20 protein-coding genes are annotated in these 20,319 nt (G+C 73.8%); 11 read left to right on the forward strand and 9 right to left on the reverse strand.

Annotated features, from left to right (window positions below):
- Positions 1 to 278: 278 nt before the first annotated feature.
- Complete coding sequence (locus tag ACIQ9P_RS12090) at positions 279 to 602, forward strand: WhiB family transcriptional regulator (protein WP_037779213.1); 324 nt, start codon at positions 279 to 281, stop codon at positions 600 to 602.
- Between the two features lie 226 nt (positions 603 to 828).
- Here ACIQ9P_RS12090 and ACIQ9P_RS12095 read toward each other — a convergent pair whose 3' ends face one another.
- Both ACIQ9P_RS12095 and ACIQ9P_RS12100 read right to left on the reverse strand, forming a co-directional pair.
- A complete protein-coding gene (locus ACIQ9P_RS12095; protein WP_402353715.1) occupies positions 829 to 2,070 on the reverse strand; it encodes an ArsA family ATPase in 1,242 nt (413 codons plus the stop codon).
- Positions 2,067 to 3,224: an ArsA-related P-loop ATPase gene (locus tag ACIQ9P_RS12100; protein ID WP_402353718.1), complete on the reverse strand. Its 1,158-nt coding sequence runs from the start codon at positions 3,222 to 3,224 to the stop codon at positions 2,067 to 2,069. The genes ACIQ9P_RS12095 and ACIQ9P_RS12100 overlap by 4 nt, the downstream gene beginning before the upstream one ends.
- Positions 3,225 to 3,424: 200 nt before the next feature.
- Here ACIQ9P_RS12100 and ACIQ9P_RS12105 point away from each other — a divergent pair, with 200 nt between their 5' ends.
- From ACIQ9P_RS12105 to ACIQ9P_RS12125, 5 genes are all read left to right on the forward strand, one after another.
- Entirely contained in the window at positions 3,425 to 3,583 is a 159-nt protein-coding gene (locus ACIQ9P_RS12105) for a DUF4177 domain-containing protein (RefSeq protein ID WP_093860985.1), read from the forward strand.
- On the forward strand, positions 3,580 to 4,050 hold the full coding sequence (locus ACIQ9P_RS12110) for a RidA family protein (protein WP_030392643.1): 471 nt from the start codon (positions 3,580 to 3,582) through the stop codon (positions 4,048 to 4,050). The genes ACIQ9P_RS12105 and ACIQ9P_RS12110 overlap by 4 nt, the downstream gene beginning before the upstream one ends.
- 270 nt (positions 4,051 to 4,320) lie before the next feature.
- A complete protein-coding gene (locus ACIQ9P_RS12115) occupies positions 4,321 to 5,199 on the forward strand; it encodes an NUDIX hydrolase (protein WP_402353723.1) in 879 nt (292 codons plus the stop codon).
- Between the two features lie 133 nt (positions 5,200 to 5,332).
- A complete protein-coding gene (locus ACIQ9P_RS12120; RefSeq protein WP_402353726.1) occupies positions 5,333 to 5,524 on the forward strand; it encodes a hypothetical protein in 192 nt (63 codons plus the stop codon).
- Positions 5,521 to 6,348 (forward strand): MBL fold metallo-hydrolase, encoded by an 828-nt coding sequence (locus tag ACIQ9P_RS12125; protein ID WP_402353728.1) that lies wholly within the window; start codon positions 5,521 to 5,523, stop codon positions 6,346 to 6,348. The genes ACIQ9P_RS12120 and ACIQ9P_RS12125 overlap by 4 nt, the downstream gene beginning before the upstream one ends.
- Positions 6,349 to 6,497: 149 nt before the next feature.
- Here the strand turns inward: ACIQ9P_RS12125 and ACIQ9P_RS12130 are convergent, their stop codons facing one another.
- Positions 6,498 to 7,172, reverse strand: coding sequence for a Crp/Fnr family transcriptional regulator (locus ACIQ9P_RS12130; RefSeq protein ID WP_030392646.1), 675 nt, complete (start codon positions 7,170 to 7,172; stop codon positions 6,498 to 6,500).
- 254 nt (positions 7,173 to 7,426) lie between these two features.
- Positions 7,427 to 8,506, reverse strand: a complete 1,080-nt coding sequence (locus ACIQ9P_RS12135) for a DUF5937 family protein (protein WP_402353731.1) — start codon at positions 8,504 to 8,506, stop codon at positions 7,427 to 7,429.
- A 170-nt stretch (positions 8,507 to 8,676) separates the two neighbouring features.
- Between ACIQ9P_RS12135 and ACIQ9P_RS12140 the strand changes: the two genes are divergently transcribed.
- From ACIQ9P_RS12140 to ACIQ9P_RS12155, 4 genes are all read left to right on the forward strand, one after another.
- Positions 8,677 to 9,516, forward strand: a complete 840-nt coding sequence (locus ACIQ9P_RS12140) for an isocitrate lyase/phosphoenolpyruvate mutase family protein (protein ID WP_402353733.1) — start codon at positions 8,677 to 8,679, stop codon at positions 9,514 to 9,516.
- 173 nt (positions 9,517 to 9,689) lie between these two features.
- Positions 9,690 to 10,580, forward strand: a complete 891-nt coding sequence (nth, locus tag ACIQ9P_RS12145) for an endonuclease III (RefSeq protein ID WP_402353736.1) — start codon at positions 9,690 to 9,692, stop codon at positions 10,578 to 10,580.
- Between the two features lie 11 nt (positions 10,581 to 10,591).
- A complete protein-coding gene (locus ACIQ9P_RS12150; RefSeq protein ID WP_402353926.1) occupies positions 10,592 to 11,323 on the forward strand; it encodes an NUDIX hydrolase in 732 nt (243 codons plus the stop codon).
- A 112-nt stretch (positions 11,324 to 11,435) separates the two neighbouring features.
- The gene (locus ACIQ9P_RS12155; RefSeq protein WP_402353739.1) at positions 11,436 to 12,620 is read left to right on the forward strand and encodes a MarP family serine protease; all 1,185 of its coding nucleotides are present in this window, start codon (positions 11,436 to 11,438) and stop codon (positions 12,618 to 12,620) included.
- 116 nt (positions 12,621 to 12,736) lie between these two features.
- Here ACIQ9P_RS12155 and ACIQ9P_RS12160 read toward each other — a convergent pair whose 3' ends face one another.
- The 4 genes from ACIQ9P_RS12160 to nhaA form a co-directional block, all read right to left on the reverse strand.
- Positions 12,737 to 13,009 (reverse strand): hypothetical protein, encoded by a 273-nt coding sequence (locus tag ACIQ9P_RS12160; protein ID WP_402353742.1) that lies wholly within the window; start codon positions 13,007 to 13,009, stop codon positions 12,737 to 12,739.
- 168 nt (positions 13,010 to 13,177) lie between these two features.
- Positions 13,178 to 14,176 (reverse strand): alpha/beta fold hydrolase, encoded by a 999-nt coding sequence (locus ACIQ9P_RS12165; protein ID WP_402353745.1) that lies wholly within the window; start codon positions 14,174 to 14,176, stop codon positions 13,178 to 13,180.
- A gap of 107 nt (positions 14,177 to 14,283) precedes the next feature.
- Positions 14,284 to 14,760: a phage holin family protein gene (locus ACIQ9P_RS12170; RefSeq protein WP_375919601.1), complete on the reverse strand. Its 477-nt coding sequence runs from the start codon at positions 14,758 to 14,760 to the stop codon at positions 14,284 to 14,286.
- Positions 14,761 to 14,950: 190 nt separating this feature from the next.
- Entirely contained in the window at positions 14,951 to 16,354 is a 1,404-nt protein-coding gene (nhaA, locus tag ACIQ9P_RS12175) for a Na+/H+ antiporter NhaA (RefSeq protein ID WP_402353748.1), read from the reverse strand.
- A 464-nt stretch (positions 16,355 to 16,818) separates the two neighbouring features.
- Here nhaA and ACIQ9P_RS12180 point away from each other — a divergent pair, with 464 nt between their 5' ends.
- Positions 16,819 to 18,189, forward strand: coding sequence for a serine hydrolase domain-containing protein (locus ACIQ9P_RS12180; protein ID WP_402353751.1), 1,371 nt, complete (start codon positions 16,819 to 16,821; stop codon positions 18,187 to 18,189).
- A 152-nt stretch (positions 18,190 to 18,341) separates the two neighbouring features.
- Here ACIQ9P_RS12180 and acs read toward each other — a convergent pair whose 3' ends face one another.
- On the reverse strand, positions 18,342 to 20,318 hold the full coding sequence (acs, locus tag ACIQ9P_RS12185) for an acetate--CoA ligase (RefSeq protein WP_402353754.1): 1,977 nt from the start codon (positions 20,316 to 20,318) through the stop codon (positions 18,342 to 18,344).
- Position 20,319: the final 1 nt, after the last annotated feature.

Consider the following 20,319-nt stretch of genomic DNA (forward strand, 5'->3'; position numbering starts at 1 on the left):
TTTTGAGGCAGCTGTTGGTCGCTGCACCCCTGTGTCCGGTAGCACTGTGTGACGGCTCGCGTGGCGAGAGTGGTGAACGCGGCCCTGGCAATGCTTGCGACCTGCGATCACTCCAACGAGTGAGCTGATCGCCACCCATAGTCCAATCGGGTCATTCGAGATTGAGCCCGAAGGGGCTGTTGCAAGCTGTCGTTCTTCCGTAACGTCCTCAACTGGCAACGGTGAATATGCCGTTGCCGCCGTGGGGGAGCCTCGATTCGGGAGAGGACGGCGCCGGCATGGGCTGGGTAGACGACTGGAGTGCGCAGGCCGCCTGCCGCACGAGTGATCCGGACGAACTGTTCGTCCAGGGGGCGGCACAGAATCGCGCCAAGGCGGTGTGCAGCGGGTGTCCCGTGCGCACCGAGTGCCTGGCGGACGCACTGGACAACCGGGTGGAGTTCGGGGTCTGGGGCGGAATGACCGAGCGCGAGCGCCGGGCGCTGCTGCGCCGTCGGCCGACCGTGATCTCGTGGCGGCGGCTGCTGGAGACGGCCCGTACCGAGTACGAGACCTCGCTGGCCACCGGCGTGATACTGACGGACTACGCCCAGGCGGGCTGAGTCACCGTCGCACGGTCCTCGGCCGTGCGGAGCACAGCTGGGACGCACGACCCGGGTCGGGGGGCTCGGGTCCGGAGGTCCGGGTCGACGGCCCGGACCGTACCGGGTGCGACGACGCTGAGCGGTACGACACACGGACCGGACCCGCTCGTGGGTCCGGCCGGACGGGTCCGTCCTCGGACGGGTTCGGTCCGCCGGGCCGGAGCGCGGCGGCGAGCGCCGGGTGTCAGTCCGCTGATCCGCTGAGCCGCTCGCCGATCGTTCGCAGTCCTTCCAGGTCGTGGACGTCCCCGGGCAGCGCGGCGACCTCGACGATCGGCACGTCCGGGTACACCGAGACGAAGCGGTCCCTGGTCCGCCGCTCGCGCACCATCACCTGCATCCGCTCGGCGTGCAGCCGCAGCAGCCCGGCCGCCAGCAGCTCGGCGTCCGGCGACACCTGCTCCGAACCGTTCTCCTCCAGTGCCTCGGCCGCGGCCAGCGCCCGCTCGGCGGTGAGCTGCGGCGCGCCGGTCCCGTGCACCCGGTTGAGCACCAGTCCGGCCAGCGGCATCCGGTCGGCGGCCAGCCGGTCCACGAAGTACGCCGCCTCGCGCAGCGCGTCCCGCTCCGGGGCGGCCACCACCAGGAACGCCGTGCCCGGCGCCTGGAGCAGCTGGTAGGTGCGGTCCGCCCGCTCCCGGAAGCCGCCGAACATCGAGTCCGTCGCACTGACGAAGGTCTGGACGTCGGTCAGCAGCTGAGCGCCGAAGATCTTCCCGAGGGTGCCGGTGAGCAGGCCCATCCCGGCGTTCAGGAACTTCATCGCGGACCGCCCGCCGACCTTGGCCGGGGCGGTCAGGATCCGGATCACCTTGCCGTCGAGGAAGGAGCCGAGCCGGTTCGGCGCGTCCAGGAAGTCCAGCGCGGACCGGGACGGCGGGGTGTCGACGACGATGAGGTCCCACTCCTCGGCCGCCCGCAGCTGGCCGAGCTTCTCCATCGCCATGTACTCCTGCGTGCCCGCGAAGCCGGCCGACAGGGACTGGTAGAAGGGGTTCTCCATGATCGCGCGGGCCCGCTCGGGGTCGGCGTGGGCCAGCACGACCTCGTCGAAGGTCCGCTTCATGTCGAGCATCATGGCCTGGAGCTCGCCGTCGCCGGTGACGCCCTTGACGATCCGCGGGGTGTTGTCGAGCTCGGTCAGACCCATCGACTGCGCCAGCCGCCGGGCCGGGTCGATGGTGAGCACGACGACCTTGCGTCCGCGCTCGGCCGCCCGCAGGCCGATCGCCGCCGCGGTGGTGGTCTTGCCGACACCGCCCGAGCCGCAGCAGACGATGATCCGGGTCTTCGGATTGTCGATCAGCGCGTCCACGGCGAGCCGGCTGCCGTCGCCGCCCGCGCCGTCCGGTCCGCCGGTGCCGTTCCGTCCGCTGTCGTTCCGTCCGCCGCCGTTCTGTCCGGTGGTGCCGGTCCGCCCGCTCACGCTGCCCCCTGACGCTTCAGTTCGCCCGCCAGCCGGTAGAGCGTGCCGAGATCGACGCCCTCGCCCAGCAGTGGAAGTTCGTACGTCGGGAGCTTCAGGTGTTGCAGGTCGGCACGCCGGGCGCGCTCCAGTTCCACCCGCTCGGCGTGCTCCCGGGCCTGCGCCAGCAGTGGATCGATCAGCGGTTCGACCGCGGCCCGGACGGTCTCCGGCTTGCGCGAGCGGCCGCCGAGGCCCGCCTCGCCGAGGGCCAGCGCGACCTCCTCGCGGTGGTCGCCGTCGACGGCCGCCACCGCCGCCGCGTCGAGCAGCGGCGGCCGGACCATGTTGACCAGCACCCCGCCCACCGGCAGACCGGCCTCGCGCAGCTCGGCGATGCCGTCGACGGTCTCCTGGACCGGCATCTCCTCCAGCAGGGTGACCAGGTGCACGGCGGTCTCCGGCGACTTCAGCACCCGCATCACGGCCTGCGCCTGGCTGTGGATCGGCCCTATCCGGGCCAGCCCGGCCACCTCGGAGTTGACGTTCAGGAACCGGGTGATCCGGCCGGTGGGCGGTGCGTCCATCACCACCGCGTCATAGGTCCGCCGTCCGTCCGGGCCCTTGCGGCGGGCGGCCTCGCAAGCCTTGCCGGTCAGCAGCACGTCCCGGACGCCGGGGGCGATGGTGGTCGCGAAGTCGACGAAGCCGACCTTCTGCAGTGCCTTGCCGGCCCGGCCGAGCTTGTAGAACATGTCGAGGTATTCGAGCAGGGCCTGCTCGGTGTCGATGGCGAGCGCGTGCAGCTCCCCGCCTCCCGAGCCGCCGGCCGAGCCGCTTCCCGAACCGCTGCCGGAGCCGCCGGCCGGGCCGCCGCCGGAGCCGCCTCGCGAACCGCCGGCCGAGCCGTTCGCCGGCAGGCCCAGCTGGGCCGGGGTGACGGTGGCGATCCGGCGCTCCTCGTAGGGGAGTGCCGCTATGCCGAACAGCTCGGCGATGCCCTGCCGGCCCTCCACCTCGATCAGCAGGGTCCGGCGGCCCTCCGCGGCGAGCGCCAGCGCCAGCGCCGCGGCCACGGTGGTTTTCCCGGTCCCGCCCTTGCCGCTGACCACGTGCAGCCGTACGCCCTCCCAATCGGGATCGCGCCGGGCCGCCTGGCCGGGGGTGCGTGCCACGCTCCGTCTCCGTCCGTCTCCGAGGGCCGGCACCACGCAGGTGCCCTCCCGCGAGGGTAACCAGGGACCGCACCGGATGCCGGGACTACCCGGGGCGCCGGACCTGAATCATGCCCGCTTTGTGGGCCACCTCACACGCGGGAGCGCGCCCGGGCCCGGACCGGGGCCGATCGCCGGGACGGAACGTCTAGAGTCTGGCCATGACCAAGTGGGAATACATGACGGCACCTCTGCTGGTGCACGCCACCAAGCAGATCCTGGACAACTTCGGCCACGACGGCTGGGAGCTCGTCCAGGTCGTACCGGGTCCGAACCCGGAGCAGCTGGTGGCCTACTTCAAGCGGGAGAAGCAGGCATGAGCAAGGTCGAGGAGAAGCTGGCCGAACTGGGTCTGACCCTGCCGCCGGTGGCCGCCCCGGTCGCCGCCTACGTGCCCGCGCTGCGCACCGGTGACTTCGTCTTCACCTCCGGCCAGCTGCCGATGGTGGCGGGCAAGCTCCCGAGCACCGGCAAGGTCGGCGCAGAGGTCACCCCGGAGGAGGCGAAGGAGCTCGCGCAGATCTGCGCGCTGAACGCCCTGGCCGCGGTCAAGTCGGTGATCGGTGACCTCGACCTGGTCGAGCAGGTCGTCAAGGTCGTCGGCTTCGTCGCCTCCGCCCCCGACTTCACCGGCCAGCCCGGCGTGATCAACGGCACGAGCGAGCTGCTCGGCAAGGTGCTCGGCGACGCGGGCGTGCACGCCCGCAGCGCGGTGGGCGTCACCGTGCTGCCGCTGGACGCCCCGGTCGAGGTCGAGATCCAGGTCCGCGTCCGCGCCGGAGCCTGACCGGAAGACCGGAAGACCGATGAACTGATGGACCGGCCGCGTCTGCGGTCGGACCCGAGCGCCCCCGGTGTCCCCGGTACCCCGATCCGGCGGACACCCCCGGGGCGCCCGACACCCTCAACGCCCCGCCCGCCCCGGACCTCGTACGGAGTCCGGGGCGGACGTGTGTCCGGCCAGGACGGCCGGGACGGCCCCGGTCCCGCGGAGGGACGGTCCCGCACAACGGATCACCCCTGTCCAAGCCCGCCCCCGGGCGCTTAGCATCCGGGCATGGACCAGCGAGCAACGACGCTCCCGATGCCCCCCGGCTGGCCCGCCCGGATCCGGGCGGCCGACGCCGGTGAGCTGACCCCGCCCGTGCCCCGGCAGTCCGCCACCGTGGTGCTGCTCCGCGACACCGGGACGGACGCCGGCCCGGAGGCGTACCTGCTGCGGCGGCGGACGTCGATGGCGTTCGCGGCCGGGATGTACGCCTACCCGGGCGGCGGGGTCGACCGGCGGGACGCGGAGGCCGAGCTGGGCTGGGCCGGTCCCGGCCCCCAGGAGTGGGCCGGACGACTCGGCGTGGACGCCCGGACCGCGCAGGCCGTGGTCTGCGCGGCCGTCCGCGAGACCTTCGAGGAGGCCGGCGTCCTGCTGGCAGGTCCGGACGCCGACAGCGTCGCCGAGCCCCGGGACTGGACCGCCGAGCGCGCCGCCCTGGAGGCCCACGAGCTCTCCTTCGCCGACTTCCTGCGCGACCACGGGCTGCTGCTCCGCAGCGACCTGCTGGGCGGCTGGGCCCGGTGGATCACGCCGGCCTTCGAGGAGCGCCGGTACGACACCTGGTTCTTCGTCGCCGCCCTGCCGGCCGGCCAGCGTGCGGCCCGGGAGGTCGGCGAGGCGGACCGGGTCGCCTGGCTCACCCCGGCCGAGGCCGTCCGCGGCTACGAGGAGGGCCGGTTCGGGATGCTGCCGCCGACCGTCACCGTGCTGCGCGAACTGCTGCCGGTGCGCAGCGCCGCGGAGGCGCTGGGGGCGGCGGCGGACCGTTCGCTGGAGCCGGTCCTCGGCCGGGCCGAGGTGCGCGGGGAGCGACTGACCGTCCGCTGGCCGGGGTACGACGAGCTGACGATCGACGGTACGTTCCCCGAGGGGCGCGTCGGCTGACCGGCGTCCCGCCCGTTCCGCCCGCACGCGTTCGACCTCGTTCCACCCTGCTCCATCCCTGTCCCGTCCCTGTCCCACCCCGTTCCGACCCGTTCCGCCCCTAGTGATCCGTACGAGAAAGGACCGACGCCCGATGACCCACAACGACGTGGCTCGCCGGACGGCACCCGAGATGCCCGCCCGCCGCCTGAACCCGCGCCGCCCTGCCTGCGAGAGCGACTCCGTCAGCTTCACCGAGGTGGCCCAGCGCGCCCTCACCCGGGCGCTGCCGCTCCGGGCCCTGCCGCTCAGGGCGCTGCACCGCGATACCGGGGACCGCCGGTGAGCGGACTCCTGCCGGGCGACCCCGCCGCCGGGATCGGCGGCGAGGCAACCCCCCGTGCGCTCTGCGTGCTGGCGCCGAACCCGTCCCCGATGACGCTGGACGGCACCAACACCTGGCTGCTCTCCGAGCCGGGCTCGGACCTCGCGGTGGTGATCGACCCGGGCCCGCTGCACGAGGGCCATCTGCGCCGGGTGATCGAGACCGCCGAGCAGCGGGGCAAGCGGGTGGCGCTCACCCTGCTCACCCACGGGCACGCCGACCATTCCGAGGGGGCGGCCCGGTTCGCCGAACTGACCGGCAGCGAGGTCCGCGCGCTGGACCCGGCGCACCGGCTCGGTTCGGAGGGGCTCACGCACGGGCAGCGCCTCGACGTCGGCGGCCTCGATCTGCGGGTGGTCGGCACCCCCGGCCACACCTCGGACTCGCTCACCTTCCACCTGCCGGCCGACGGCGCGATCCTCACCGGCGACACCGTCCTCGGGCGGGGCACCACGATGGTCGCCCACCCGGACGGCAGGCTCGGCGACTACCTGGACTCGCTGCGGCACCTGCACGGCATGGCCGCCGAGCACGGCGTCCGGACGGTGCTGCCGGGGCACGGGCCGGTGCTCGCGGACGCGCTCGGCGCGGTGGACTACTACCTGGCGCACCGGGCCGGCCGGCTGGCCCAGGTCGAGACCGCCGTCGAGGCCGGCTGCCGGACGGCGGCCGAGGTGGTGGCGCGGGTCTACGCGGACGTGGACCCGGCGCTGTGGCCGGCGGCCGAGCTGTCGGTCCTCGCGCAGCTCCAGTACCTCAGGGACCACGGGCTCATCCCCGACTGACCGTCCGCTGCATGCGTGCCTGCGTGCCTGCGTGCCCGCGTGCGTGCCTGCCCTGCCTTCCGGGCCTGGAACCGGAACCGGAACCGGAACCGCGAAAGGGCCCGTACGCCGGAGCGTACGGGCCCTTCGCACGGGCTCGGGGCCGTGGACTAGCGCGAGCGGCGGGAGAGCCGCTCGACGTCCATCAGCACGACCGCGCGGGCCTCCAGCTTCAGCCAGCCGCGGCCGGCGAAGTCGGCGAGCGCCTTGTTGACCGTCTCGCGGGAGGCGCCGACCAGCTGGGCCAGCTCCTCCTGGGTCAGGTCGTGCGCGACGTGGATGCCCTCGTCGGACTGCACGCCGAAGCGGCGGGAGAGGTCCAGCAGGGCCTTGGCGACGCGACCGGGCACGTCGGAGAAGACCAGGTCGGACATCACGTCGTTGGTCCGGCGCAGGCGGCGGGCGATGGCGCGCAGCAGGGCGATCGAGACCTCGGGGCGCGCGTGCAGCCAGGGCTGGAGGTCGCCGTGGCCGAGGCCCAGCAGCTTGACCTCGGTCAGCGCGCTCGCGGTGGCGGTGCGCGGGCCCGGGTCGAACAGCGACAGTTCGCCGATCATCTCGCTGGGGCCGAGGACGGCGAGCATGTTCTCGCGGCCGTCCGGCGAGGCCCGGTGCAGCTTGACCTTGCCCTCGGCGACGACGTACAGCCGGTCGCCGGGGTCGCCCTCGTGGAACAGCGACTCGCCGCGGGCGAGCGTCACCTCGGTCATGGAAGCGCGCAGCTCGCCGGCCTGTTCGTCGTCGAGTGCCGCGAAGAGTGCGGCGCGCCGCAGAACGTCGTCCACGTGCTTCCTCCTTCTCGGCCGGCCGGCCGTCAAGCCCTCCGGCACAAGTTCGTACAGTGCTCTGCATCACCAAGCATGGCGCATGTCGCTCCGATCATATGAGGAGGGGGTGTGCCGAGGTGTGTTGCGCGGGGCCATTCGTACCGCCGGAACGGCCGCGGCCCCCGGCCCAGGACGGCTCGGGCACCGGCTGGAGGACCTGCCGGAGGACCGGTTCGGGGACCGGCCGGGGAAGCGTCGGACGGTCCCCGGGCTCACCCGGTCCGGCCGGCCGCGTCCACCGCGAGCAGCGCGTCGGCGACGGCGGTGCGCGCGTGCAGGACGGCGTGCCCGGCCCGTCGCGCGCTGGTCAGCCCGGCCGCGCGGAGGGCGGTGAGGTGCTGGGAGGTCCCGGCGGTGGAGAGCCCGGTCCGCCGGGCCAGCTCGGTGGTGGAGGCCGGCGCGTCGAGTTCGGCGAGCAGTCGGGCCCGGGAGCGTCCGAGGACGGCGGCGAGCGCCTCCGCCGGGTCGGCGACCGGTCCGGACTCCCACAGGGTGGCGACGCCGCGCGCCGGGTAGGCGAGCTGCGGCGGGTCCGGCGGCAGCGTCCGGGTCAGCACCCGGGGCCAGGCGAACACCGAGGGCACCAGGACCAGCCCGGCCCCGGCGTCCAGCCGCTGGACCGCGCAGTGCCGCTGCTCCAGCCGCAGCGCGCCGCCGTCCCAGTGGACCGTTTCGTGCAGGTCGTCGAGGACCCGGGCACTGCCGCGTCCGGCGGCCTGCCGGGCCCGGTGCAGCACGTCCGCGTCCAGCAGCGCGCGGATCCGGGTCCAGTGCGGTTCCAGCGCGAACTCCCAGTACGCCTCGATGTCGGCGACCAGGTGGGGCAGCCGGTCGGCCGGATCGCGGTGGAGGGGTTCGAGGACGGCGGGCAGCCGGCCGCCGCGCTCGGCGGCCAGGATGTCGAGATCGGCCCGGACCAGGTCGGGCGGGGTCGCGGCGATCATGGCCAGTTCCTCGGCGAGCGCGGGGGCGGCTCCGGCGGGGACCGGGGTGAGGAAGTCCGGCAGGTGGCCGGCGGCCGGGACCAGCGCGGCCAGCCGCTGCAGGGCGGGCCCGGTGGCCTCCGCGACCCGGTCGGCCCGCGTACCCGCGCCGACCTGCGTACCCGCGCCGACCCGCGCGTCCCGGCCGAGCTCCGCCGCCCGGCGGACCTGCGCGGCCCAGGGCCGGTGCAGGGCGGGGACGGCCCGGTGGGCCAGCACCCGGAGGCTGGTCACCACCTCCCACATGGGCGAGACGGCGAACCTGGTCCGCGCCAGGTCGTCCGTCGAGAACGCGAGTTCGGTCCGCATCGGTGCCCGCCCACCCTCCCGTCCCGGACCACGGACCGGCCCAGGATTCGGCCTCAGCTTAATCACTGGAGGGCGCCCGCCGACCGGTCGCAGGATGTCGACGGCGCGCAACCGCCACTCCCTCCGGGGCCGTTCCCGAATCCCTCCCGAACCGAAAGCCGGTACCCCTCATGTCCAGCTCCGCCCCGCTCCCGTCGTCCACCCTCCGCGCGCGGGCCGAGCGGCTGCGGGCACTGGTCGCGGACGGCGTGCTCGTCCTGCCGAACGCCTGGGACGCCGGGAGCGCCGCCGTGATCGCCTCGGCCGGCGCGGTCGCGATCGCCACCACCAGCGGCGGCGTGTCCTGGTCGCTGGGCCGGGGCGACGGCCAGCGCCTCGACCGCGCGACGGCCGTCGAGGCCGCCCGCCGGGTCGCCGCAGCCGTCGACCTGCCGGTCACGGTGGACGCCGAGGGCGGTTACGGGCCCACGCCCGCCGATGTCACCGAGACGGTCCGGGCCCTGGTCGGGGCGGGTGCGGCCGGTGTCAACCTGGAGGACTCGGCGGCGCCCGGCGGCCCGCTGTTCACGGTGGACGAGCAGGCCGGCCGGCTGCGCGCCGCGCGGTCGGCGGCGGAGGCGGCGGGCCTGCCGGAGCTGCTCGTCAACGCCCGGACGGACGTCTTCCTGTTCGGGCTGGGCGGGCTCGACGACGTGCTGGTCCGCGCCGAGGCGTACGCGGCCGCGGGCGCGGACGGCCTCTTCGTCCCCGGGCTGCTGGACCTCGACGCGCTGGCCGCGCTCTGCGCCCGCTCGCCGCTGCCGGTCAACGCGATGGCCGTGGCGGGCGGGCCTGGCGTCGCCGAACTCGCGGCCGCCGGGGTGCGCCGGATCAGCGTGGGCACCGCGCTGACGCAGTTCGCCTACACCGCCGCCCGCCGCGCGGCCGCCGAACTGCTCGGCGCTGGCACCCTGACCGAGCCGGCCGGCGCGCTCGGCTACGGCGACGTCGACGGGCTGTTCCGGGACTGACGGGCGCGGCCGTCCCGGAGCGCGTCGTCCGTGCTGCTTCCCCGCCCGACCCGGCCCGGCCCCGTTCTTCCTTTCACCGCCCGGCCCCGCTCTCCTCGTCCTTCCGTTCACCGCCCGGTCCCGTCCTGGCCGATCCGCCGCAGGAGCACGGCCGTCCGGCGTAGCCTTCACGCATGGCAGAGAGCAAGGTCCGGACGACCGCGTCTGCGGGGAAGCCGGTGGGGAAGGCAGGCGGGGCGCCCAAGCCCGAATCGCGCAAGCCCGAGTCGCGGCTGGCGATGGTGCGGCGGGCGCGGAGGATCAATCGGGAGCTGGCGGAGCTGTACCCGTACGCGCACCCGGAGCTGGACTTCGACAACCCGTTCCAGCTGCTGGTGGCCACCGTGCTGTCGGCGCAGACCACCGACCTGCGGGTGAACCGGACGACGCCGGCGCTGTTCGCGAAGTACCCGTCGCCGGAGGACATGGCGGCGGCGAACCCGGCGGAGCTGGAGGAGATCATCCGGCCGACCGGGTTCTTCCGGAACAAGGCGAAGTCCCTGATCGGCCTCTCGATCGCGCTGCGCGACGAGTTCGACGGCGAGGTCCCCGGCCGGCTGGCGGACCTGGTCACCCTCCCCGGGGTCGGCCGCAAGACCGCCAACGTCGTCCTCGGCAATGCCTTCGGTGTCCCCGGGATCACCGTGGACACCCACTTCGGCCGCCTCGCCCGCCGGTTCGGGTGGACGGCCGACGAGGACCCGGTGAAGGTCGAGGCGGCGGTCGCGGAGATCTTCCCGAAGTCCGAGTGGACGATGCTCTCGCACCGCGTGGTCTTCCACGGCCGGCGCATCTGCCACTCCCGGAAGCCGGCCTGCGGGGCCTGCCCGATCGCCCCGCTCTGCCCCTCCTACGGAGAGGGCGAGACCGATCCGGAGAAGGCGAAGAAGCTGCTCAAGTACGAGATGGGCGGACAGCCGGGACAGCGGCTGCGGCCGCCCGCGGACTTCCCCGGGGAGGCCGCCGCCCGTGCGGACGCCGCCGCCCACCACGGCGAGGTCGCCGACCTGGCGGTGGCCGGGTGAGTGACCGGGGGATGGCGCGGGGGGTCGAACGGGGCGGGCTGCCGAGCTGGCTGGAGCCGGTCCGGGACGCCGCGGAGCGGGTGCTGCCCGAGCAACTGAGCCGCTTCCTGCCGCCGGCCGACGGCGGCCGCGCGGCCGCCGTGCTGATGCTCTTCGGCGAGGGCGCTTCCGGCCCGGACCTGCTGCTGATCGAACGGGCCCGCTCGCTGCGCTCGCACGCCGGCCAGCCCTCCTTCCCCGGCGGTGCGCTGGACCCGGAGGACGGCGACCCGACGGGTCCCGGCCCGGTGGCGGCGGCCCTTCGCGAGGCATGGGAGGAGACCGGCCTGGACCCGGACGGGGTGCAGGTGTTCGCGACGCTGCCCGCGCTGTACATCCCGGTCAGCCGGTTCGTGGTGACGCCGGTGCTCGGCTGGTGGCGCCGGGAGTCGCCGGTCCGGCCGGTGGACCTGGGCGAGACCGGCGCGGTGTTCCGGGTGCCGATCGACGAGCTGACCGACCCGGAGAACCGGGCCAGGCTGCGGCACCCGTCCGGCCACATGGGGCCGGCCTTCGCGGTCGGGGGCCGACTGGTCTGGGGCTTCACCGCAGGGGTGATCGACCGGGTGCTGCACCACAGCGGACTGGAGCGGCCGTGGGACGCCGACCGGATCGTCGAGCTCTCGGACGAGGCGCTGGAGCTGGTGCAGGGCGACCGTGAGCGTTCCCGGGCGGTGCTCGGCCGCGACCCCGGGGCGCAGTGAGCCGGACGGCGGGCGGTGCCCGGCCGCGACGCCGGGACCCGGCGCGTCGGACCGGGGGCGGATTCGCCGATCGCCCGCCCGGCGGGGTGGTCCGTCGTGGGAGGGTGTCCGGGTGAATGTCCTGGATGTGCTGTTGATCGCCGCCGCGATCGGATTCGCCGTGTCGGGCTACCGGCAGGGCTTCGTGGTCGGCGTGCTGTCGGTCCTCGGCTTCCTGGGCGGCGGCCTGCTCGCCGTCCAGTTGCTGCCGCTGCTGCTGGACCACCTCAGCCCCGGGACGACCGCCTCGGTGATCGCGGTGGTGGTGGTGATCGTGCTGGCGGCGATCGGCCAGGCGGTCACCACCCACTTCGGCTGGAAGCTGCGCGGTCACATCGACCGCCGCCCGGCGCGGGCGCTGGACGCCGCCGGCGGCGCCGTGGTCAATGTGATCTCGATGCTGCTGGTGGCCTGGCTGATCGGTTCCGCGCTCGCCGGGACGTCCCTGCCGACGGTCTCCAAGCAGGTCCGTACCTCGGCGATCCTGGGCGGGGTCCAGGACACGCTTCCCTCCGACGCGCCCAACTGGTTCTCGGACTTCTCCAAGGTGCTGGCCCGCAACGGCTTCCCGCAGGTGTTCAACCCCTTCGAACACGAGCCGATCACCCAGGTCGACATCCCCGACCCGGCGCTGGCCGCCAGCCCCGCGGTGGCCAAGGCCCGGCAGAGCCTGGTCAAGGTCGTCGGCACCGCCACCTCGTGCGGCAAGACGCTGGAGGGCAGCGGCTTCGTCTACGCCCCGCACCGGGTGATGACCAACGCCCACGTGGTCGGTGGCGTCAACGAGCCGACCGTGCAGATCGGCGGGGTCGGCCAGCTGTACGACGCGACGGTGGTCCGCTACGACTGGCAGCGCGACATCGCGATCCTCGACGTGCCCAAGCTGAACGCGCCGGCCCTCACCTTCGCCGGCGAGGCGAAGACCAACGACAACGCGATCGTGGCGGGCTTCCCGGAGAACGGCGCCTTCAACGTCCAGCCGGCCCGTATCCGCGGCCGGATCCAGGCGAACGGGCCGGACATCTACCACCGCGGCCAGGTGGTCCGCGACGTCTACTCGGTGCGCTCGCTGGTGCGCCAGGGCAACAGCGGCGGGCCGCTGCTCACCCCGGACGGCCAGGTGTACGGGATGGTGTTCGCCAAGTCGCTGGACAGCGCGGACACCGGGTACGTGCTGACGGCGGCCGAGGTGCGTGACGACGCCGAGCAGGGCAGCGTGGCCACGGGCCGGGCGGACACCCAGGGCTGCGCGCTCTGATCCGCGGGCCGGTCACCGGCCGGTCGCCCGCCCGCCACCGGGCCCGTTCGTGGGCCGGGTCGGCGGGCGGGGTGCGTGCGTGCGGGTGGGTTCCGTGGGCCGGGTCGGCGCTGCGATCAGGTGTCGCGGCGGAGCCGGGCGCCCACCCAGCGGGCGCGGCGGCCGAGGATGCGCGGGATGCCGAGCCGGTCCTGCGCCGCGCGGGGGTGGTCGTCCGGGCCGTCGAAGCGGCCGTCGTACCCGCTGTCGAAGCCGTTGTCGTAGGGGCGGTCGTAACCGCGGTCGTGGCCGCGGTTCTCCGCCCACTCGGGACGGCGGGCGGAACGCTGCGAACTGTCGCTGTGCTGTCGGCCGCGCGGGGCGCTGCCGCGATCGGGCATCCAGGTCATACCGCAATGGATGCCCCTGGGCCGACGGGGGTAACCGCCCGTCCGGCCATCAACGTGGCCTATGCGCTTGTCATATGTACGTCAGCTGAAGGGAGTTGGGACCTCGGACCCGGTTCCCCCGATCGGGTGCTGGGACCTTCTGCCCCGGTCCGGGGTCCCCACACCGCCTCAGTCCTTGTGGCGGCCGATCCAGTCCAGCAGCTCGGCCGTGAACTGCTCCGGGGCCTCCTCGTGCGGGAAGTGCCCGATCCCCGGCAGCAGCCGCCAGCGGTACGGCGCGGCCACGTACTCGCCGCCGCCCAGCGCGGTGTGCGACAGCAGCACCGGGTCAGCCGCCCCCTGGACGTGCAGGGTGGGAGCGGTGATGGGCTTCTTCATCCGGCGGGCGAACTGGATGCCGTCCGGCCGGGCCATCGAACGCAGCAGCCACCGGTACGGCTCGATCGAGCAGTGCGCGGTGCTGGGGATCCGGATCGCCTCCCGGTACGCGGCCACCGCCGCGCGGTCCAGCTGGTTGCGCCCGGTCCAGGCGTCCAGGTAGCGGCCGACCAGCGCGGCGTCGTCGGCGACCAGGCGGCGCTCCGGTATCCACGGCCGCTGGAAGCCGAGGATGTGCTCGAAGGCGGCCATCTGCCGGCGGTCGGTCAGCAGCGCCCGGCGGAGGTCCCTGGGGTGCGCGGCGGAGACCACGGTGAGGCTCTGGATCACCGAGGGCCGCATCACGGCCGCTACCCAGGACAGCGTGCCGCCGGAGGCGTGGCCGACCAGGTGCGCCCGGTTCTCGCCGAGGGAGCGGATCACCCCGGTGATGTCCAGCGCGAGGTTGCCCGGATCGTAGCCGCGGGGGGTGCGGTCGCTGCCGCCGATGCCGCGCAGGTCCAGGGCGACGGCCCGGTAGCCGGCCTCGGCGAGGGCGGTCAGCTGGTGCCGCCAGGCCCACCAGTACTGCGGCCAGCCGTGGACCAGCAGGACCAGCGGGCCCTCGCCGATCTCGGCGATGTGGAAGCGGGCGCCGTTGGCGGCGAGGTCGCGGTGGGTCCACGGCCCGGCCTGCCGGACGTCCCAGGCGGCCGGAGGCGTGCCCTGGGCGCCGTCGCCGTCACCGGGGGCGGTGCCGCCGGAACTGGCGGACGGCTGTGCGGGCACGGGCTTCTGGTCGAGCGACATACCGAGAGCGTGTCACATCCGCGTGCCGGACACGCGCCCGGCACTCGGACTCGGGCCGTTCGGGCCCGCCGAGCGTCGGCCGCGTGTCCAGGACGCTGAGGCCGGGCCTACGGGATGCGGCCCAGGGCGCGGTCGATCTCCTCCTTGGTGGCGGGACGCGGCCGCGCGTTCTTCAGGACGTCGGCGGTCTTCTGCGCACCCTCGATGGTGCGGACCGGCTTCTCGATCTTCTTGAACGAACGCAGCGCCAGCAGGCCCAGCAGCACGGCCAGCAGCAGGTACGCGCCGGCCACGACCAGGAACGACCAGCCGAGCGAGAGGCCCAGCGCGTGGATGCCGAAGGCCGCTGCGGCGCTGAGCATCGGGACGGCGGCCAGGGCCACCACACCGGCGACGGCCAGCGAGACGCCGCCGGAGACGCCGCGCTTCACGTCGGCGCGGATCTCGGCCTTGGCGAGCGCGATCTCGTCGTGGACCAGGGCGGACAGGTCGGCGGTGGCCGCGGCGAACAGCTGCCCCACCGAACGCTCGCCCTCGTAGGGCGCCCGGCCGTTGCTGAACGGGTCTGCGGCTCCTGCGGGCATCAGCGGTTCTCCTCTTCGGCCGTGCGGCGAGTGACGCCGCCGCACGGTGCGGCTCCCCGGCGGTTCCCGGGTACCGGGGCGGGCCCGGTGGCGTCGGTGGACTGTCGACAGTTCAGAATCATGCCCCTACCGGACGAGCGGACACCACTCCGGGGGGCCCGCCGAGGGACGTGTTCCGGGCGGATCCGGCTCAATGCGGTCGGTGCGGGCCCTCGTCGGCCGGGCGAGTGGCCTGTTGCGGGTCGCCCGGCCGGCCCTGCCGCTCGGCCATGCGCGCCTGCCAGGCCGGGTCGTCCAACTGGTAGACGTCGGGGATGCCGTCGCCGTCGAGGTCGCGGTCCTCCTCCTCGCACAGCTCGCGGTAGTGCCGGTTGCGCAGCTTCAGCAGCACGGTGGCGATCAGCGCGCAGAGCAGCGAACCCACCAGGACGGCCGCCTTGGCCCGGTCGGCGAGGGCCGGATCCTCGGGGAAGGCCAGTTCGCTGATCAGCAGCGAGACCGTGAAGCCGATGCCGGCGAGCACCGAGACGGCGAACATGTCCGCCCACTTGAGCTGCGGGTTCAGTTCGGCGCGGGTGAAACGGGCGGCCAGGCGGGTGCCGCCGAAGATTCCCACGGTCTTGCCGACCAGCAGGCCGAGCACGATGCCGAGCGGGGTCGCCTGGGTGAACACCTCGCGCAGCGCCGGCCCGGAGATCGTCACCCCGGCGGCGAACAGCGCGAAGACCGGTACGGCGAACCCGGCCGAGAGCGGGCGGACCAGGTGCTCGATGTGCTCGCCGGGGGAGTGCTTCTCGTCGCCCTCGCGGTGGCAGCGGAGCAGCAGGCCCATCGCGACGCCCGCCACCGTGGCGTGCACGCCGCTCTCGTGCATCAGCGCCCAGATCACGAACGCGAGCGGCACGAACAGGTACCAGCCGTGGACCCCGCGCCGGTGCAGGAACCAGAACAGCACCAGTCCGGCGAAGGCCAGCCCGAGCGCCCAGAACTTGATGCCGGAGCTGTAGAAGACCGCGATGATCAGGATCGCGATCAGGTCGTCCACCACCGCGAGGGTGAGCAGGAAGGCGCGCAGGGCCGAGGGCAGGTGACTGCCGACCACGGCGAGCACGCCGAGCGCGAAGGCGATGTCGGTGGCGGTCGGGACGGCCCAGCCGTTCGGGTGCCCGCCGGGGCCGGCGTTGGCCACCGCGAACACGATCGCGGGCAGTGCGACGCCGCAGACGGCGGCGATGACGGGGAGGATCGCGGCGCTGGGGCTGCGCAGCTCGCCCGCCACGAACTCGCGCTTGAGCTCGATGCCGGCCACGAAGAAGAAGATCGTCAGCAGGCCGTCCTTGGCCCACGCGCCCAGACTGAGGTCCAGGTGGAGCGGGGCGGAGGGGCCGACGGTGTGGTCCAGGACGGACTCGTAGGCGGCCGGCCAGACGTTGGCCCAGATCAGTGCGACGACCGAGGCGAGGAGGAGCAGTACGCCGCCGACGGTCTCGGTGCGCAGCGCGTCCGTGATGTAGGTGCGCTCGGGAAGGGACAGCCTGCCGAGGAACTGGCGGCGTCGGGTCGTCGGCTCGTGGACGGGCGGCTGGCTGGCCACGCGCGGCCTCCTGGGGGCGGGGACGGTATGGAGATGCACCGGTGGTGCATTGCCGACCAGACTTCCCGGCTCGCCCTGTGACACGAATCTTGCTGTGACACGAATCTTGACGCGTCGTTGACAGTATAACGGGAACAACAAGGCGACATCCGGATTGTCATACTTCAGGACCTAAGCCTGGACGGCCTGTTGTGCACCCGTCCGTACGGCCGATCGACACCCGAACGGAGTCGGTGGCATGCAGACGGGTGAACGGCTCCCTATCGTCGATCGCAGGGCCCGATCGAGGTCGGTGCCCCGGCCCAGGGGTTTCCCGGGGTCCCCGCCCTTTCGCGCTGTGGAGGCGCCGCCATGCCCAGACCGCCCCTCTTATCTTTCCGTTCGTATACGTCGCTGTTCGGCGCGTGCCCGTGCCGGGTCGGCCGTCGGAACCGCCGCCACCGGAACCGCCGGAGCACCCTCCGATGAATGCCCCGCTGTACGGCCCGCCCGACCCCGAGCTCGACCGCCTGCTCCGCCCGCTGTTCCGCGCCGCCGCACCGGGTGGCGGCGCCGCCGTCGTGGTGATCCGCGGCGACCAGCGGACCGTCGCCTGCCGAGGCCACGCCGTCCGCTCCACCGAACGCCCGGTCCGCGCCGACACCCGGTTCGAGCTCGGCTCCGTCACCAAGACCTTCACCGGGCTGCTGCTCGCCGAGATGGCCGCCCGCGGCGAGGTCGGCTACGACGATCCGATCGACCGCTACCTGCCCGCCGACGCGGCCCCCGGCTACCCGCAGGAACGCCCGATCACCCTGCTCCACCTGGCCACCCACACCTCCGGTCTGCCCCGGCTGCCGGACGGGGTGCTGCCCGGGCAGGTCCCGCGCTGGTTCACCCGCCCCTACGCCACCTTCGGACCGGTCCACCTGCTGCGGGCACTGCCCCGGACGGCGGTGCGCGGCACACCGGGCACCCAGGTCCGGTACTCCAACCTCGGCTGCGGACTGCTCGGCCTGTTGCTCGCCAACGCGGCCGGTCAGCGGTACGACGATCTGCTCGCCGCCCGGGTCTGCGGGCCGCTCGGCCTGATGGACACCTCCTGCGGCCCGGGCCGGGAGGAGGACGCCGGCTACCGGCGCGGCCGCCGGGTGCCGTCCTTCCGGCTGCCCGCCCTGCCGGCCGCGGCCGCGCTCCGCTCCACGGCGGACGACATGCTCCGCTACCTCCAGGCGCACCTCGCGCTGGACGCGGTTCCGCTCCCCGAACGGGCCGACGCCGCGGCGCTGCGCACCGCGCTGAACGAGGTGCGGCGCCCGCGCACCGGCGGGCGGCGTGGCGGGCCGCGGATCTGTCTGGGGTGGAACCACCGTGCCATTCCGGGCGCGGCGGAGCTGCCTGAGGGTGGTGCGGCCGGGGTGTCCCGGGTAGCCAGGGGGGCCGGGGAGGCTGATGTGGCCGAGGGGGATGAGAGGGGCGAGGAGGATGTGGACGTTCTCCGGCCCGGGGCGTCCGGGGCGTCCCGGGCGTCCGGGGCGCCCGGGAGAGGGGCAGGGGCCAGGGCGGCCGCGGTGTCCGGCGGGGCGGGGGTGCCCCCGGGCGGTGCGGGGCCCGTCGAGGCCGACAGGTCGAGTGACGCAGGCGATGTCGGCGTTGTCGGCGATGCCCGTGATCTCGGCGAAGTGGTCTACCACGTGGGTGCCGCGCGGCGGTCCACCGCATTCGTCGGGTTCAGCCCCCGGGCCCAGGTGGGTCTGGCGGTCCTGGCCGGCGGTCAGCCGCTGCGCAGTCGCGCCCTGGTGCAGAGCGCGCACGAGACGCTGCGCCTACTGATCGCCGAATTCGGCGAGGGCTGATCCACCCGGACGTGGTCCGGAGCCGACGGCGCCCCGGGCGGTGGGTGACTACCGCCCGGGGCGCCGTCGTGCTCGGAGCACCGTCGTGCTCGGAGCACCGCGCGACGTCCGGGGAGTGGCGCGGTGCTCCGGCGCGGGATCCGATCTTCGGATCAGCCCTCGGAGCCGGCCGGCGGGAGCTGGGCCTGGATGAGGTTCATCACGTTGGAGTCGGCCAGCGTGGTGGTGTCACCGATCTCGCGACCCTCGGCGATGTCGCGCAGCAGGCGGCGCATGATCTTGCCGGAGCGGGTCTTCGGCAGCTCGCCGACGACCTTGATCTGCTTCGGCTTGGCGATCGGGCCGAGGGTGCGGCCGACGTGCGCCCGCAGCTCCTCGACCAGCTCCGGGCTGTCGGCGGCGTTGCCGCGCAGGATGACGAAGGCGACGATCGCCTGGCCGGTGGTGGCGTCGGTGGCGCCGACGACCGCCGACTCGGCCACCGAGGGGTGCCCGACCAGCGCCGACTCGACCTCGGTGGTCGAGATGTTGTGGCCGGAGACCAGCATGACGTCGTCGACCCGGCCGAGCAGCCAGATGTCGCCGTCCTCGTCCTTCTTGGCGCCGTCGCCGGCGAAGTAACGGCCCTCGAAGCGCGACCAGTAGGTGTCGATGTAGCGCTGGTCGTCGCCCCAGATGGTGCGGAGCATGGAGGGCCACGGCTCGGTGAGGACGAGGTAGCCGCCGGAGCCGTTGGCGACCTCGGTGCCGTTGTCGTCGACGACGGTGGCCGCGATGCCGGGCAGCGCGCGCTGGGCGGAGCCGGGCTTGGTCTCGGTGACCCCGGGCAGCGGGCTGATCATGATGGCGCCGGTCTCGGTCTGCCACCAGGTGTCCACGATCGGGGCGGTGGAGGCGCCGATGTGCTCGCGGTACCAGATCCAGGCTTCGGGGTTGATCGGCTCGCCGACGCTGCCCAGCACCCGCAGGGAGGACAGGTCGAACTTGGCGGGGATGTCGTCGCCCCACTTCATGAAGGTGCGGATCGCGGTGGGCGCCGTGTAGAGGATGGTGACGCCGTACTTCTGCACGATCTCCCAGAACCGGCCCTGGTGGGGGGTGTCGGGGGTGCCCTCGTAGATGACCTGGGTGGCGCCGTTGGAGAGCGGGCCGTAGACGATGTACGAGTGCCCGGTGACCCAGCCGATGTCGGCGGTGCACCAGTAGACGTCGGTCTCCGGCTTGAGGTCGAAGACGGCGTTGTGGGTGTAGCTCGCCTGGGTGAGGTAGCCGCCGGTGGTGTGCAGGATGCCCTTGGGCTTCCCGGTGGTGCCGGAGGTGTAGAGGATGAACAACGGGTGCTCGGCGTCGTGCGCCTCGGGGGTGTGCTCGGTGGACTGGCGGGTGGTGAGCTCGTGCCACCAGACGTCCCGGCCCTCGGTCCACGCGGTGTCCTGGCCGGTGCGGCGCACGACGAGCACGTGCTCGACGCCCTCGGTCTTGGTGAGGGCCTCGTCGATGGCGGGCTTGAGGGCGGAGGGCTTGCCGCGCCGGTAGCCGCCGTCGGCGGTGATGACGAGCTTGGCCTGGGCGTCCTGGATGCGGGAGGCGACGGCGTCGGCCGAGAAGCCGCCGAAGACCACGGAGTGGGTGGCACCGATGCGGGCGCAGGCGAGCATCGAGACGACGGCCTCGGGGATCATCGGCAGGTAGATCGCGACGCGGTCGCCCTTGGCGACGCCGAGTTCGAGCAGGGCGTTGGCGGCCTGGGAGACCTCGTCCTTGAGCTGGGCGTAGGTGATGGAGCGGCCGTCGCCGGGCTCGCCCTCGAAGTGGATGGCGACGCGGTCGCCGTGGCCGGCCTCGACGTGGCGGTCGACGCAGTTGTAGGCGATGTTGAGCTTGCCGTCGGCGAACCACTTCGCGAAGGGCGGGTTGGACCAGTCGAGGGTCTGCGTGGGCTCGACGGCCCAGGTGAGACGGCGGGCCTGCTCGGCCCAGAACCCGAGGCGGTCCTCGGAGGACTGGGCGTACGCGGCCGCGGTGACGTTGGCGGCTGCGGCGAGCTCTGCCGGCGGTGCGAAACGCCGCTCCTCCTTGAGCAGGTTGGCCAGGCTCTCGTTGCTCAACGCGCACTCCTCATGAGTCATG

This window comes from Kitasatospora sp. NPDC094019 (genome assembly GCF_044764505.1).
In the GTDB taxonomy this organism is placed as follows: Bacteria; Actinomycetota; Actinomycetes; order Streptomycetales; family Streptomycetaceae; genus Kitasatospora.